Genomic DNA, 14689 nt, shown 5'->3' with positions numbered 1-14689 from the left:
GTGGTTCTGCTTAAAGGTTTTTCGGATTAGGAGGAAAACACGGGACTTTGATCGAACTTATTTTTAGGATATCACCTAACAAGTCGTAGACCTTATTGGCCTTCATGACGACCACGAAGTCGTTTGATACTACTACCTTACCGCTCACTATGACTTCCATATCCGCCTTTTTAGCAGTTATAGCGTTTACCCCTATCTTCCTTAGTTTATTTGACAGCTCCCCGCTCTTGCTCACTTGCGCGTCTAATACTATCTGAAAGGCTACCCGTTTAAAGGATAAGAACTCCGCTATGAGGACGATCGAGTCAAAGACTTCGTCCTTCTCTTTCCTTTTACCCAGGCCCAAGTCCCTCACGAGCCCGTCGTCACAGATAAAGACGTCATCGTTATAGATCGCCGAGAGTAAAGTAAGGGATATGTTATAACCGTCTACCATTACTTCTTCAGGGGCTTCGACCTTCTTTTGCCTTATTGCCTCGACCTCTTCGTCTGTGTGGGTACAGCGGTAGAGGAGTAGCCTCTCTTTCTTTGATAGGCCGTATCTGGCTGAGACTAGGTCAAGGGCGGGCTTCCTGTTATAACCCCTGTTTATTAAGAACTTGTAGTCCTCATAGGCCCTCTGCAATAGCTGATTTGACAGCATTGACTATGTTCTCCTCTGAGGAATTGATAGTGACGTTACCGTATGTCCCCTTACCCCCTCCTCTACCGCCCATATTCCTGAGCTTCTCTATGACCTTGTCTACCTTCATGTCTTTACTTACGCCTATCTCGACTACTTTACTGCCGCCCTTTGACGAGATAGCTAAAGCTACGGACCTCTGGGAAGAAGTTAACTTCCTCATTGCATCCCTTACCAGCTCTTCATCAGGGACGTCCCTTACGACGTATAGTATTATATCGCCTACTACCTCTTTCGTGGCTATCCTCTCTATTTCACTCAAGACCATACGTCTATAACTGCTCAGCAACTGGTCTTTCTTTTCGTCCTCTTCGACGAGCCTCTTAACCCTAGCCTCTAACTGTGACGGAGAAGTGCTTAAAGCCTTTGAGACCTCCTTAATTTTTTCTTCTTGGGATCTCGCGTACTGTGCTACTACGTCACCGGCTACATACTCAAGCCTTATTACACCGTCTTGTAGTTTTTCGACGTTTATTATTTTTAACGCGCCTATTTCGCTAGTATTAGCTAGGTGTGTCCCACCGCAACCTTCAATATCCCAGTCTTTGATCTCGATCAACCTTACGTCCGCACCTTCGGGTACTCCTCCGGCGTAAATCGAGACGCCGTACTTCATTTCCGCCTCTATCCTGTTTATTGTGAACGGCTTTACGGGTCTCCGGTCGTTTATGACGTAATTCGCTAAGTCTTCGATCCTCTTTATTTCCTCTTCAGTAGGCACCTTGTAGTGGGTGATATCCAGCCTCGCTTTTTGCGGTGTCTTTTCAGCCCCTGCTTGCCACACGTGTTCACCGAGGACTTTCCTAGCGGCTGATAAAATGACGTGAGTACCCGTGTGGTGCTTCATAATCCTATACCTCCTCTGCCAGTCTATTTCACCGTAGACAGTAGTACCCTCGGGGATGTTGACCTCTTTGTCCAAGATGTGGACTATATAGTCCCTGACTTTCTGGGTGTCAATGACTCTGTACTCCGTATCTCCTACCCTGATCACTCCCGTGTCCCCTACTTGGCCCCCACCCTCGGGGTAGAAAGTAGTCTGGTCTAGGACGAGGAAGTTCTTGTATGAGAGTAAGACTTTGCCCTGAAATGACCTCTGGTACTGGTCTTTATAGTATAGCCTTTCCGTAGGTGGTAGTTGGGGTTGTTTTCCCTCAATTACATTTATGAGGTCTTGTGGAAGTTTGTCTTTTTTTCCTCCTTTTATAGGGGCGGACTGGTGTCTCTTAGCTACTAGTGCGTAAAAGTTATGGGGTACTTGGACTTTAATGTCTTTATTTAACTTATGTGCTTCTTCAGCTACTATATCTGGAGGTATCCCGTTGGAGTCGTAAAGCCTTACAAGGTCTTCTACTGTTATTTCATTACCCTTCTTCACTAACGAAGATATCGCGGAAGTCGCCTTGCTCATAGTCTCCTCAAACCTTTCCTGTTCCAGTTGGACTACGTCGAGTATATAGTCTTTATTTTTCAGCATCTGGGGGAAGTCCTCTTTCCAATACTCTATCTGGTCTTTTACTAGCTCGTAGAGTTTGACATCGCTCCCTAGTAATTTTAGGACCCTCAGGGCACGCCTAATGAGCAACCTCCCCAAATACCCTTCACCGGAATTTGACGGGACCAACCCGTCCGCGAGCATTAGGGCTATCGTCTTGGTGTGGTCTAGTACCTGAAAGACCCTGGCGGCTCTCGTGAGTTCATTGTTAACGTAGTCCAGTTTTAACCCCATCTTCTTAGCTACTTCTTCTCTATGCCTTGCTATCGTCTCTGGCTTGTCCGGGTCTATTCTTCCAGCTAATATTGCAGCGGTTTTAAGTAGTTCGTCGTCTACTTTTGCGACACCGATTTTGTCAAAGAACTTATAGACTAAATTCCCGTAGATTGCGTGGAATGCTGTGGGCGTTTTTTGAGTAAACCACGCTATCCTTTCAACCCCGTACCCCGTGTCTACTATCTTAAGTTTTAGCGGTATGTATTCTTCTCCTCTTATTTCGTACTGCATAAACACTAGTGTGGCTAATTCTAGACCACCTATTGTGACTTCAAAGGAAGGCCCTGCGTTCCCTCCTCCTTCCCACCAAGACTCTTTGAAGTTCAATTGTTCCTCGGGGATGCCTATTTCTTGCGTGAAAAATTCCTTAGCTAACCTTACCGTTTCTTCTTTCCAGTAAACTTGCTTGTCCGGGTAGTTAAATGCGTGGTGGGCAGCCATTTCGAACGTGGTTAAGTGCCTGCCGAAAGTTATCCCCACGTTGTCTACGTCCTCGAGTCTAATGCAAGGCTGGGAAAGGACTAAGGGGTTTGCGGGTGGGGGTACGACCCCACTCGTGACAAAAGGTTGAAAGTCTACAATGCTGGCTATTGTGAGGTATAAGTCTTCCCTCCACCTCGCCAATACCGGCTTGGGTGGTATTATCGTGTGCCCGTTCCTTTCGAAGAACTTCAGGAACTTGTTTCTTGCTTCACCTACGGTGAGGGGTGGAGACTTTATGTCTAAGTCGAAGAAATAATAGTCCGTGCAAGGCACGTCAGCACATACTTCGCGTGTCTTGTCTTTTGCCCAAAACGGGGTAGAACACGATTTACATATTTTTCTTTCGTAATTATTAGATAAAAAGAAATTAAGCTTGTACTCACTTTCGTTTACTTTCATAGATAAAAATGGATTAGAAGGTGTTAAAAAGAGTTTTTATTACCCGAAGAGTGAGGACAGACCGCCACCGATCTCCTCTTCACTCGGCCCCTTCTTCTCCTCTTCCTCCTTCTTCTCCTCCTTCTTCTCAGCAGGCTGAGCAGCCTGAGCAGGTGCTGCGGCAGCCACGGCTACGGGCATCGCGGTAGCGTTCTTTAGGACCTCGTCTATGTTTACTTCTTTCAGCGCGGCTACTACAGCTTTTAGCCTTACGTCATCTACAGCTACTCCTGCAGCTGAAAGTACATTCTTCAGGTTGTCTTCATTTATCTCTTTTTTAGCTGAATGTAACAAGAGACTTGCGTAGATGTATTCCATACTGTATCAATCCTCTTTTACCGGTAAAGGAATATATAAAATTTTCATTACCCGAAGAGTGAGGACAGACCGCCACCGATCTCCTCTTCACTCGGCCCCTTCTTCTCCTCTTCCTCCTTCTTCTCCTCCTTCTTCTCAGCAGGCTGAGCAGCCTGAGCAGGTGCTTGTTGAGGGACTTGTATCCCTAAGTCTACTTTCCCGCTGATTGCACCAGCTAACGCATAGGCCTTAGTCATAGCTTTAGATATTACTGCCTGCACAGTCTCAGGGGTAATGTACGCTATCTCGGCAGCTAAAGATATAGCATTTCTTGCAGCCTTCTGTGCAGTAACCTTTAATACTTCGGGTTCTGGATAGGCGATTTCTACGGCAAGACTGAAAGCGTTAAAGTGGGCTTTCATCACTTCGTCCTTATATTCATCCAAGTTAATTTCTAGTTGTTCACCGGGGATAATTACTCCGCCTTCATAGGCTACTTTAATACTGAGCTTGATGTATACTGGCATTATCCCTAGTTTTTGTAGTATAGGGGCTGCCTCTGGTGGGATGGGGTCTCCGGGTTTAGCTATTACCGTGTCTTGCAGGACGTAGACTTTACCGTCTTGTACTTTGGTCTTTACTTTCAGTTTCCCGAAGGTACTGAGTATGGGGCCTGCAGGCATCCCGGTGTCTCCGGCGGGTATAACTACTTCTTCGTCTGCCTTATCTCCGGGCATCGCGTACCTCTTTAGTTTAAACTTAGCTAGAAAGAGGTGGAGCTCAAAGGGGTTCATATTAGTAAAGATATAAGCGTTAGAACCGGTTAGATAAGGCTTGAATTTGGACTCGTCCAGACCGGCTTTCTTTAATGCAAGTTCGAATAAACTGTTCTTCGTTACTTTAATTTCGGCCTTTCCCCTCAGTTTCTTTCTGATATCGTGGAGCTTATCCGCTGGGAAACCTTCAATATTTGCGATGACTATCGTAGGGTATTCCTTTAGTTTTTGGGTAAGTTCTTCTACTTCTTCTATTTTCCATTTCGGGATTTTGTGTTGTGTTACTACGGCCATTTTAATCACTTCAAGTTAACTTTTACCACTTTACCCATCGTGGTTTTTACATATATTGCTCTTAAATTAGCTTCTACTCTAGCTTTATTCTCGATAGTATTTAATACTGCTATCGCATTATCGGCTAGATCATCTGGCTTCATATCCTCTGTACCTATAAAAGCTTGTACGTGGGGTTGGTCTTTGGTTTTAACCAATGTAGACCTCTTAAACCTGTTTACGTATTCGGTAACGTCCGAAGAGTTGGGTAGGGGAACGGGGAACTTCCCCCTAGGTCCTAAAGCAGGTCCTATAATCCTACCGGCTAATGCCATTGAATCTTGGGCTATTAAGAACCAGTCGTTCTGCCTAGCTAGTTTCTTTACAGGCCTCTTCTGGCCTTGTAGTTTCTGTAGTTCTTCTTTAGTCAAGATCATGTTAGGGGACGCCCTTTTTACTGACTCCAGTTGCTCGAAGGAGGGTACTACAAGCACTCTTCTGGCTTTTGTAGGCGGTTTGGGTAGGGGGACTATTTCCCTCAGTTTCAGTTCTCCTTTTTTCATATCAACCCCTTTGAAGGTCACTATAATATCTACGCTCTGCGTAAAGCCTCTCTTAGGGTTGTTAGAGGGGTCGAGGGCTTGTTTTAATGCTTCTACTAAATTATTCCTTTCAACGAGCATAAAATCACCCTTCTACTTCATTCCATTTTTGTTCATATTTAGTTAATAAGTCATCGTATTTACCTTGTTCCACTTCCTTAACGAGTAGTTTGGGGTCTCTCCCCTCTACTGTTATACCGATAGACCTAGCTGTGCCCAGAATACTCTTGACTGCGGCCTTAAGGGTCTTAGAGGTTAACTGGGGTTTCTTCTTGACAGCTATGTCGATAATTTGATCCATTTTTAGGTTTCCTATCTTTTTGTGTTCAGGGTCACCTGAAGGGGCATCTGCACCTACTGCTTTTAACAGTAGAGAAGTAGTAGTTGGCACTCCTACTTTTATTTCGTATTTCTTAGTTGACGTATCAATTTCTATCGTTACTGGAACTGACATTCCTTTGAATTGGGACGTAGCCTCATTTATTTTCTTCACTACTTCTCCTACGTTTAGGCCTAGTTGTGATAGGGTTGGGCCTAATGGGGGGCCCGGTTTTGCGTTTCCTCCTTCTACTACGATTTTTATTGACTTTGTAGGCATAAGCTTATCACCTTACTTTTTAACAGGTTTCACCTGGTCAACGGGTACTGTAACCTGAAGTGGAAATGATGATTCTAAAATATTTAAAACTACTTCATTCTTTGCACTGTCTAACCTCTTTACTTCGGCCTGCATTCCCCTAAAGGGACCGCTGGTTATCTCTACTATTTCTCCTTCTTTTATAGTAGGTAGGGATACTGTCTTGGATACGAATTTAACGACGTCTTCTTTCTGGACTAACCCGTGGGCTACACCTTTGACGTGCCTGATACCGGTCACTACTAACTTAACGACATGAGGGCCGGAAGCCTCTACTATAACATAACCCTTCACACTAGGTGGTACGACAATTGAGTAAATTTCCTTTACGTTATTGGTTTTTATCCTCTCCTCGATCATAAGGGCGACATTTATTTCTTGTCCCGCGGTGACCCTAACAGCATAATAATTCCTGAATTTAGGAGCTTCCAATACGTCCACCTTAATGTACGAGGAGCGTAAAAGTTAACTGTATAATATATGAGAGCACCCCTACTACTGCTATAACGAGTAACGTGAGTTTTATACTATAACTTAGCATATCTTTATCTGGTTTTTTAGCAACACTGGTAATCAGCTTCCAGTCGTCCTTGAGTTTCCTGAGGGACTTATCAATTGACATATTTGAATATTTTGAAAGCGTGGTTTTAACTTTAACTACTGGAATATTCTCTTTATAAACCAGTCAGGACTAAACGGGATTAGGTTGTCGTAATCCTGACCTATACCCAAGTATATTACCGGTTTTTTCAGTTCATAAGCCAGTGACAATACGATACCGCCTTTTGCATCAGCGTCTACCTTAGTGAGTATTACAGCATCATATCCCACATTGTTTTCAAAATATTTTGCTTGTTCTAACGCGTCATTTCCCGCTAAAGAGTCTAGTACTAACACCCTTAAGTCAGGTTTAGAAATCCTCACTACCCTCTTTAGTTCCTCGACTAGGTCTGAGTCAACGTGCATCCTACCTGCAGTGTCTACTAGGACTACGTCAATACCCCTACTTTTAGCTGAAGAAATAGCGTCGAATGCAACAGCCGCGGGGTCTCCCCCGTATTTTCCTTTAACTAACGGTACTTCAAGTTTTTGAGCGTGGTAAGCTAATTGCTCTTGTGCGGCAGCCCTAAACGTGTCTGAGGCTGCAATTATAGAGCTTAAGCCTTGTTTCTTTAACATGTAAGCTACCTTAGCTATTGTGGTAGTTTTTCCTACTCCGTTTACCCCGAAGAAAACTATAACGTAGGGTTTCTTTCCTTTTTGCTTTATTTCTTCTATTAAATCGAAACCTCTGTTTTTTGTCAGGATTTCCTCTATCGATTTTTTTAGGGAGTCAAGTACTATTTTTTCTAGTTCTTCACTCCTACTTACCTTTTTTCCAACTAAAGAGTTCTTTAAGTCCTCTAGGATCTTCTCTGAGACTTCATATGATACGTCAGCTTCAAGTAATTGATAGCGGAACTCCTCTATCAGGTCAGTAATATCTTCTTCCTTTATGGTCTTATACCTGAGGAAATCGAAAAAGGAGAAGCGGGATTTCGGTTTTTCTTCTTTTTTCTGTTCTTCAACCGGTTTTTCTTCTGTTTTAGGCGGTGCGGTTTGCGGGAGTTGTTGAGGAGGCTGTAGGGGTTTAGGTTGCTCGTTTGCGTGTTTTTCCTCTGGTTGTTGGACTTTAGTAGGTTGCGCTACTTCAGCTGGTCTTGGTGCTTCCACATTAGGACTTGCTTGGACATTCTGTTTTTGGGCTTCCTGCTGCTGGGGCCCTTGTACGGGAGGTTGTTGGGGAGTTGGTTCACTTTTTTTCTCTTGCTCCCCCTCTTCTTTACCCGTTACTTTACCTAAAAAATTTGAAAAAGCTTTCTTTAATTTATCGAAACAAAATTATCCACCTTTCTGTGCTTGAGCTTGTATAGCCGATAGTACCTGCGCGAGTTGGTTATAAGCCTCAACTGACTTGGCTAGTTCATTTTGTAGAGCCTTAGAATAGTCTGTTAGTTCTTTTTCCTTATCATCGAGTAGCCTTTTCGCTGTCTGAGGGTCTACCTCAACAAAGTACTGCATGCCCAGGTGGACTATGACTTTTGTATTACCTATATTACTCACTCTAAACATTATGTTACCCTTTCTGTCTCCCAATAGGAGGTATTCCTGGTTTTGTTTTCCCAACTCATCAATAGCGTTTTTAGAAGATTTTACCGACTCTATGGAGTCAAGGACTTCAGCTAGCGTTTTTTGGAGTGTTTCTATATAATCTTTTAGCTCTACCGCTTGCTGGTAGATCGCCTCTAAATCTATCGCCATTTCTCCGCTTTCTTCTCTCCCGCTCATATCTCTCACAATATTATCTTTTCTAACTTTGCTAAATCTCTTGCTGTCTTGTCGTTTATCTCCTCTACTTTTACTTCTTTTATTTCCTCAATTTTTATGTTATACCTCTTTATTTTGTTCTTACCCCCAAAATCGCTGTATATTTTTTCTAGTGCTTGTTTTTCATTTAAGGCTCTTATATACCTTACAAATTTTTGTCTCGTAGGGAACTTTGCTTCGTTAAATAACGCTGTGCCTCTGACCATGAAAACTTTGATCTCAGACATCAATCATTAAATGCTCTTTGGATTCTTAAAATCTCTGGTCCGGTGGTTGACGAACCTACTAGAACTCCGTTCTTGTTTGCGACTAAGCCACTCCTTACGAAGACGCTTCCGAAGTTCACTGTCCCGGTATCAAGCCTAACCCTAAAAAACTCAGAAAGTTGGTTTAGCTCTTCGTCAGTTACATCTACATGGACGAGTCCAGCTTTATCTGTTACAACACCCACAGAACCTACTGTAATAATGTTAGCTATACTCCCTTTTCTTATAGCTTCTACTTGAATAATTTTCTTTATTTTTTCTACTTCTACATCACTTAACTCTTTATAAACAAGAGCTGCATGCGAATTCATTAATAATATGTTTCCTAATGCAGTAGGTTTAATGTCTAGGACTTCCACTCTCGCATCTTTAGCTTGTTGCTTTATACTCTGGTACTCTTCATCAGTTACTGTTTTAGGTAGAATAATGACGTCGTTATTGCCCGAGGTTAAAATACCTACTAGAACGCTTTTTGCGACTGTCGTCTGGATTATCTCAGTCTTTAGAATTTCCTGAATTTTATCTAGGACTTGCCTATCATCGATCTTAGGTAATATTGTATATTTATCGTTGGTAAAAATATATATACCTATATTGTCCGTTCCGAAAATTGAAAGTTTATCTACATTCATTCACTTTTAAGTGCGAGGGTAACTAAATATATCTTTTCCCCTACCTTTCTAACATTTATCCTTATTTTCCTTACGATCTTATCCCGACCGTTAACAGATACAGCCCTAGCCAATATAGGGTCTATAATTACTTTTTCAGCTCCGAAATGCCTCCTTACTGTGTACCTTATTATGTTAAGTGCCCTCCTGGTCCTTACCGTGCTCCTTCCCATAAACGCCCTTCTGAAATTAACTACCATTTCATAGTTATCTTTCTCTTTTTTAGTCTTCTTTTTCTGCTGTTGGGTCTTTTGTTCTTTCTTTTCCTCTTTTTTAGTTTCCTCTTGTTTTTTCTTCTCTTCTTGTTTAGTTTCAGTTTGTTGCTGTTCTGATTTCGCTTGTTGACTGTCTACTTGCTGTTTTACTTCTTGCTGTTGTGGAGCTTCTTGTTGTTGTGGAGCGTTCTGTTCAGCCATCTACTTACACCTTAAGGTTACTCCTTCTCCAGTTCCTTTTAAGGGGGTTAAATCTTATTTTGGCGTTTGTTTTTAAAACTACCCACGCAGGAATAGCTGAGTTACTTTTTATCGCCTTAGCTAACCTTAATTTTTTACCTAATGGCTTATGCTTGCTCATTTCCAACCCCTTTCTCTGATCGTTATTTTGAAATCTTTTTTAGTCTGAGAGGTAAGTTGGGCTAATATCTCCTTCAGTTCATCGTCAGTTATAGGAGCTTGGATCCTTCCCGCTTGTGCTAACGCAATGAGTTGGTTTTCAATTGCTTCAGCTATTTCGGGCTTAACAAGTTTTACGTTGGTTAACCTTTGTCTTGCCTCAGGCGTTAATATTGCCCTTAAAATTGCGTCTTTCCTAGCCTCAAGTTCAGCTTTCCTCTGCTGTTCTTCTAAAGCCCTTCTTTGCTGTTCTGCTGCCTTTCTTCTCAAAAGGTCTTGTAACTCTTCATCGTATTCATCACTCATGATTTATCACCTAATTTTAATCCAAATATTTTTTCAAATCTGTTCTTTTCTCCGCCAACTCTTTAAATATTTCGTATGATAATTTGTCCAAAATTGACCTCCCTTTAGGCGATAAGATCCTGCCTTTTTTAGTCCTTGAAACTAGGCCTGCTTTTTCAAGTTGACGGAATATAAGCCTATTAGCGTGCCCCGGAGCTTTAACCGAAATCGGAGGCCTGGTTCCCCTCCTTTTCATTCCCCCATAAATTCTTCTAGTCTCACCGACTCCTAAAGGTTGCTCTATATAAATTCTTCTAAGTAATGAGGCGGCCCTTATATACCACCAGTCCCCAGAATTATCGGGGGTCCTCTCCTTAAAGCTAGCTGTCTTAGCATACAGTGACCATTCCGCTGGTTGTACTTCTTTTACGTTCTCTTTTAAATACTCGCTCAACCTCTTAATGAGCTCGTCCGCTGGTACCATATTTACTGTTATCATACGTCTACTAATCACTCATTTAAGGTTTAAAAGTTAATCTTGCTTTCTAAATTCGAGGGTTAATGAGATTTTATATTGCAAATGAGGAATCGATATTAAAGGGGGAAATAACAGACATTTATTTTAACAGGACTCTGAAGACCCTTGAGCATTTAGGGCTCAAAGAAATAAAAGTCAGGATGGAAATACACTCTTACGGTCTTCCTAAGAATTACCAGTGGGCAGTGTTTACGGGATTGGAAGAGGTTCTAAACTTGCTCGAGGGTAAAGATGTTACAGTTTATTCTATGCCTGAAGGGACTTTGTTCAAAGAAGTTGAACCGGTTATGATTATTGAAGGGAACTACTTGGATTTTGGTGTATACGAAACAGCTCTCCTAGGTATCCTCAGGCACTATTCAACCATATCTACTAAAGCAGCTAGGATCAAAAAACTAGCTATGGACAAAACAGTCCTCTTCTTTGGGCTAAGGGCTCTCCATCCTGCGATAGCTCCAATGGTAGATAGGGCAGCCTATATTGGTGGGTGTGACGGGGTCTCTGGGGCTTTTAATGAAAAGACTATAGGTGTTATACCTTCTGGTACTATGCCCCACGCGTTAATGCTCTCGGTGGGGGATAATATAAAAGCGTGGAAGGCCTTTGATGAAGCTATGCCACCTGATGTAGCCAGGATAGTTCTAGTCGACACTTTTGAGGACGAAAGGACGGAAGCACTAAAAGCGGCCCAACTCCTTAGAGATAAGTTATATGGGATTAGACTCGATACGCCTTCGAGCAGGAGGGGTAATTTCAGGAAAATAATTCAAGAGGTTAAGTGGACTCTAAATATCAACGGTTTTAGTAACGTTAAGATCTTCGTTAGCGGTGGAATAGATGAAGATGATGTTATCCAGCTGCGGGATATTGTAGATGGATTTGGCGTAGGTACTAGTATAGCCGTACCGCCAGAAGGAGTGGATTTCAGTGCAGATATTGTAGAGAAATATGATCAAGGAAAATGGATACCGTTTACTAAAAGAGGTAAATGGCCCGGGGCTAAACAAGTATATAGGTGCGGTGATAACCCTGAGAGTGACGTTATAACTTTACTTGACTCTCAACCGCCTAATGCAGATTGTAAACCTTTATTGAAAAAAGTGATGGAGAAGGGGAAGATAGTTACTACTTTACCTACTGCAAAGGAAATAAGGGAGTACGTACTCGACCAGATAAAAAAGCTACCTGATTAATCTATAATGATCTCCTTGCTGTTCTCCAAGCTCCTATTGAATGCTATTTCTACTATAGGTTCCATTCTTCTAATAGCGTTATAAAGCCTTAAATTGACTGACCTGACCGCTATCAATATCCTATAGTCTTTTATGTTCGACGTAGAGTTTTCAATACTAGTTGCTTCATTAATTAGGACTCTCCTTAGTGTCCTTAACTCCTCCATAGTCTCGTTTATTAGCTTTGAGTCTTCTTTAGTGAGCACTTTCATTGTGTGATCGATAATTACAGTAGACTGTTCTATTAGGTCGAACATATTATTCCAATAGTTCTTGACTTCTTCAAGTTCTTGGGGAGTTAATGTCAACAAGTCCGTAGCTGCTTCGCTAATCTCATCCGCCGACTCTTCTATTGCCTTGATCAATATCCTATTCCCTATTAACTGGATCCTCTTGACTCCTATCATATAAGCAAGGCTACGGTTAGATTGGGAGAGTATTAATTGCCTTAAGGCTAAGTAGTAAAGTCTGTCGACCTCTTTTTCTAGTTCCACTGTCTCTTGGAGGAACGTCCTGCTCCCTTCTTTAATCCCTAGGCTAAGGTAATGGAGCATCTGCTTCAGGTTATTAATTAACCTGTTTAATAGGCTAGTCATAGTGTATTTGGTAGGGTCTAGGAACGATTGGATTTGGATATAGTCCACGTTTTGGACTGTTATTTCGTAACCGATTAGGCTCCTTACTGACTCTTTCAATTTCCTCAGAATGTCTTCACTGAACATTTTATCTTTACTTTCTATCTCTATTCTGTCAAAACCTAATATGTATAAACCGTATATTATTCTTGTTACTATTTCGGGCATTATGTTGTTTGACAGTATGACCTTTACTTCCCTTGAAGCGTTCTGTAATTTCATATTAGGTGGGTATACCTTTAGGCTACCGTCTTCATCTACCTCAAGGTATACACTTTCTCCTGGAGATAAACCTACTTCTTTGACCCACTCTGCAGGTAATGAGACCATAAGTGTTGATTTACCAAATTTCTGAACTCTACGAACCTCCATTTTTACTCACTGACCTATGTTATATATATTTGTAAAGTTTATAAAAGTAGTTTAAATGTGTATCAGATTATTTTAATCTCGGGTATTTTGCCATACTCTTTAAGGTAAATTTCTCCCTCACCACTCGACGGAATTATTCTAATACCATAAGGTCTTCTTTTAGTAAACTGTATAGCTATTGAGTCCTTGATAATTTTTTTGTATAATTCTAAGTCCCTGTTCACGGCGACCATATCAAGACCTGCCACACAGACAGAAGTCAGCGCCATGAGCTGAGATAATTTAAGAAAACCTTCCCTAACTCTTTCCATAAGGACATTGTCTTCAGCTACGGGTAACATAACTTCTGAAAAACCTATAGGAGTAACCTTCAATTTCCACACTAGATCGAATATTTTCCTATTTAAACTAGACACAGTAGAGAGATGCCCTAATGAGAACAATTTCTCACCACTTACGTCTTCTATTATCTTACCCACGCTTTCTTCCATCCATGGGGATAAAGACGCATCGATCCCTAAATACCGGAGCCCCATTTCCTTACCGGTCTTCTTTGTAAACTCATCCGCAAACGCGAGTGCCCTTTCAGCCCTATCGTCCGAGAACTCTTTCACATAAATTAATGAAGAGGAAAGTGAGTCGTTAATTGTATTAGCACTCCCTACGGGAAAGTAGGGAGTAGTGAGAAAATCGTCATTTATAAGGACTGCTATACGCGTTGCCATCTCGGGGTCTAATGAGTATATGAACTTGGCTACATCCTCTGCATACTTAGGATCGTTGAGCAGAACCGAGCCATAAAATGACTTATCAGTGGACAGTGTATCGACTATCTTTTCTAATTTATTTTTAGCCTTTAAATGGATGACAGAATAAATAATACCTTGTACTGAAGGGATTTGGCTTACCCACTTATCGACGCTCTCCACCTCAGGGGGGAAAGCTACTCTCTTGGTCCATACTATTTCTTCTTTTACTTGCTGGAAGTACTGAACGTATTTGACTAGGTTATCCGTACTGCCCGATACGAAGAAAATCGTAAGGGCCCTTAACTTCATATTGTTCATTTACATTTGACAAATATTTTAGTTTAGTGTAGCATGATCTATTTCTGATGCCTAAACTCACAATTTTACTGTCGAACAATAACCTAGATGCCCTATACCACGCACTTACTTTAGCTATATCCGCTAAAGCCCTTAGCTGGGATGTTAAAGTTTTCGTAGTATCACAAGCTGTAGCCATGTTTCTGAAGTCTTCAAAGCCTAAATTCGATATGCCCTTTTTTGCCAGACTTTACATTAAGTTACAGATGAAAAAGCTCAAAATTACTGACGCCGAAAAAATGTTAGACGAGGCAATTAAGGAAGGGGTAGAGTTTTACGTTGATGAGGTAGGACTTAAGGTAATAGGGGCTGGAAAAGAAGACCTTAAGGAAGGTGTTAAACTATCCGGGAGTATTACGTTTTTAACCGAGGCTAGAGAATCGGATGTGGTGTTGTCACTATGATAATTGATAGTGAAGATGTATGCCCCGTAGTACTAGTAAACGTTTTGAGGGCTTTTAGAGAAGCTAAAGACGGAGAGGAGATAATAGTTAAGACAAAATGGGAAGCTGCTGTAACGGAACTAGAAAAGTGGTGCAGAGAGACCAATAATGAATATCTAGGCTGGAGTAAAGAGGGAAATAAGTTCGTGATTAGGATGAAAGTTGTAAAGAGAGATAATAATGCTTAAATTTGACATTCAA

General features: G+C 41.7%; 21 protein-coding genes. 3 read left to right on the top strand and 18 right to left on the bottom strand.

What is annotated here, in order from left to right; translation table 11 throughout:
* Nucleotides 1-10 precede the first annotated feature (10 nt).
* The 16 genes from KN1_RS10390 to KN1_RS10315 all read right to left on the bottom strand — a co-directional run bounded on the left by KN1_RS10390 (nucleotide 11) and on the right by KN1_RS10315 (nucleotide 10661).
* On the bottom strand, nucleotides 11-643 hold the full coding sequence (locus KN1_RS10390; RefSeq protein ID WP_221287467.1) for a DUF434 domain-containing protein: 633 nt from the start codon (nucleotides 641-643) through the stop codon (nucleotides 11-13).
* Nucleotides 609-3335 carry an alanine--tRNA ligase gene (gene alaS, locus KN1_RS10385; protein WP_221287466.1) on the bottom strand — a complete coding sequence of 909 codons (2727 nt, stop codon included), beginning with the start codon at nucleotides 3333-3335 and terminating at the stop codon, nucleotides 609-611. Before alaS ends, KN1_RS10390 begins: the two co-directional genes overlap by 35 nt.
* 39 nt (nucleotides 3336-3374) lie before the next feature.
* Complete coding sequence (gene rpl12p, locus KN1_RS10380; protein ID WP_221287465.1) at nucleotides 3375-3692, bottom strand: 50S ribosomal protein P1; 318 nt, start codon at nucleotides 3690-3692, stop codon at nucleotides 3375-3377.
* A gap of 47 nt (nucleotides 3693-3739) precedes the next feature.
* Nucleotides 3740-4750 carry a 50S ribosomal protein L10 gene (locus KN1_RS10375; RefSeq protein WP_221287464.1) on the bottom strand — a complete coding sequence of 337 codons (1011 nt, stop codon included), beginning with the start codon at nucleotides 4748-4750 and terminating at the stop codon, nucleotides 3740-3742.
* Nucleotides 4747-5403 carry a 50S ribosomal protein L1 gene (locus tag KN1_RS10370; RefSeq protein ID WP_221287463.1) on the bottom strand — a complete coding sequence of 219 codons (657 nt, stop codon included), beginning with the start codon at nucleotides 5401-5403 and terminating at the stop codon, nucleotides 4747-4749. Before KN1_RS10370 ends, KN1_RS10375 begins: the two co-directional genes overlap by 4 nt.
* A gap of 4 nt (nucleotides 5404-5407) precedes the next feature.
* Entirely contained in the window at nucleotides 5408-5920 is a 513-nt protein-coding gene (locus KN1_RS10365) for a 50S ribosomal protein L11 (RefSeq protein ID WP_221287462.1), read from the bottom strand.
* A 12-nt stretch (nucleotides 5921-5932) separates the two neighbouring features.
* Complete coding sequence (locus tag KN1_RS10360; protein ID WP_221287461.1) at nucleotides 5933-6391, bottom strand: transcription elongation factor Spt5; 459 nt, start codon at nucleotides 6389-6391, stop codon at nucleotides 5933-5935.
* Between the two features lie 10 nt (nucleotides 6392-6401).
* Nucleotides 6402-6581: a SecE/sec61-gamma family protein translocase subunit gene (locus KN1_RS10355; RefSeq protein WP_221287460.1), complete on the bottom strand. Its 180-nt coding sequence runs from the start codon at nucleotides 6579-6581 to the stop codon at nucleotides 6402-6404.
* Between the two features lie 35 nt (nucleotides 6582-6616).
* Nucleotides 6617-7672, bottom strand: coding sequence for a signal recognition particle-docking protein FtsY (ftsY, locus tag KN1_RS10350; RefSeq protein ID WP_221287459.1), 1056 nt, complete (start codon nucleotides 7670-7672; stop codon nucleotides 6617-6619).
* A gap of 168 nt (nucleotides 7673-7840) precedes the next feature.
* Nucleotides 7841-8287 (bottom strand): prefoldin subunit alpha, encoded by a 447-nt coding sequence (gene pfdA, locus KN1_RS10345; RefSeq protein WP_221287458.1) that lies wholly within the window; start codon nucleotides 8285-8287, stop codon nucleotides 7841-7843.
* A gap of 5 nt (nucleotides 8288-8292) precedes the next feature.
* On the bottom strand, nucleotides 8293-8553 hold the full coding sequence (gene rpl18a / locus KN1_RS10340) for a 50S ribosomal protein L18Ae (RefSeq protein WP_221287457.1): 261 nt from the start codon (nucleotides 8551-8553) through the stop codon (nucleotides 8293-8295).
* Nucleotides 8553-9224 (bottom strand): translation initiation factor IF-6, encoded by a 672-nt coding sequence (locus KN1_RS10335; RefSeq protein WP_221287456.1) that lies wholly within the window; start codon nucleotides 9222-9224, stop codon nucleotides 8553-8555. The genes rpl18a and KN1_RS10335 overlap by 1 nt, the downstream gene beginning before the upstream one ends.
* Entirely contained in the window at nucleotides 9221-9463 is a 243-nt protein-coding gene (locus KN1_RS14785) for a 50S ribosomal protein L31e (protein WP_225905826.1), read from the bottom strand. The genes KN1_RS10335 and KN1_RS14785 overlap by 4 nt, the downstream gene beginning before the upstream one ends.
* Before the next feature lie 220 nt (nucleotides 9464-9683).
* Complete coding sequence (locus tag KN1_RS10325) at nucleotides 9684-9839, bottom strand: 50S ribosomal protein L39e (protein WP_221287454.1); 156 nt, start codon at nucleotides 9837-9839, stop codon at nucleotides 9684-9686.
* The gene (locus KN1_RS10320; protein ID WP_221287453.1) at nucleotides 9836-10183 is read right to left on the bottom strand and encodes a DNA-binding protein; all 348 of its coding nucleotides are present in this window, start codon (nucleotides 10181-10183) and stop codon (nucleotides 9836-9838) included. The genes KN1_RS10325 and KN1_RS10320 overlap by 4 nt, the downstream gene beginning before the upstream one ends.
* A gap of 16 nt (nucleotides 10184-10199) precedes the next feature.
* Nucleotides 10200-10661 carry a 30S ribosomal protein S19e gene (locus KN1_RS10315; RefSeq protein ID WP_221287452.1) on the bottom strand — a complete coding sequence of 154 codons (462 nt, stop codon included), beginning with the start codon at nucleotides 10659-10661 and terminating at the stop codon, nucleotides 10200-10202.
* A 62-nt stretch (nucleotides 10662-10723) separates the two neighbouring features.
* Between KN1_RS10315 and KN1_RS10310 the strand changes: the two genes are divergently transcribed.
* Nucleotides 10724-11893 (top strand): nicotinate phosphoribosyltransferase, encoded by a 1170-nt coding sequence (locus KN1_RS10310; RefSeq protein WP_221287451.1) that lies wholly within the window; start codon nucleotides 10724-10726, stop codon nucleotides 11891-11893.
* Here the strand turns inward: KN1_RS10310 and KN1_RS10305 are convergent.
* Nucleotides 11890-12939, bottom strand: coding sequence for a phosphate signaling complex PhoU family protein (locus KN1_RS10305; protein WP_221287450.1), 1050 nt, complete (start codon nucleotides 12937-12939; stop codon nucleotides 11890-11892). The genes KN1_RS10310 and KN1_RS10305 overlap by 4 nt on opposite strands.
* 62 nt (nucleotides 12940-13001) lie before the next feature.
* Nucleotides 13002-13997 carry a DUF711 family protein gene (locus tag KN1_RS10300; RefSeq protein ID WP_221287449.1) on the bottom strand — a complete coding sequence of 332 codons (996 nt, stop codon included), beginning with the start codon at nucleotides 13995-13997 and terminating at the stop codon, nucleotides 13002-13004.
* A 56-nt stretch (nucleotides 13998-14053) separates the two neighbouring features.
* On the opposite strand from KN1_RS10300, the gene KN1_RS10295 reads away from it, so the two are divergent.
* Both KN1_RS10295 and KN1_RS10290 read left to right on the top strand, forming a co-directional pair.
* Nucleotides 14054-14449, top strand: a complete 396-nt coding sequence (locus tag KN1_RS10295) for a DsrE family protein (protein ID WP_221287448.1) — start codon at nucleotides 14054-14056, stop codon at nucleotides 14447-14449.
* The gene (locus tag KN1_RS10290; protein WP_221287447.1) at nucleotides 14446-14676 is read left to right on the top strand and encodes a sulfurtransferase TusA family protein; all 231 of its coding nucleotides are present in this window, start codon (nucleotides 14446-14448) and stop codon (nucleotides 14674-14676) included. Before KN1_RS10295 ends, KN1_RS10290 begins: the two co-directional genes overlap by 4 nt.
* Nucleotides 14677-14689 lie beyond the last annotated feature (13 nt).

The organism is Stygiolobus caldivivus (genome assembly GCF_019704315.1).
Lineage (GTDB): Archaea > Thermoproteota > Thermoprotei_A > Sulfolobales > Sulfolobaceae > Stygiolobus > Stygiolobus caldivivus.
This window is presented reverse-complemented; position numbering and strand designations above follow the sequence as displayed.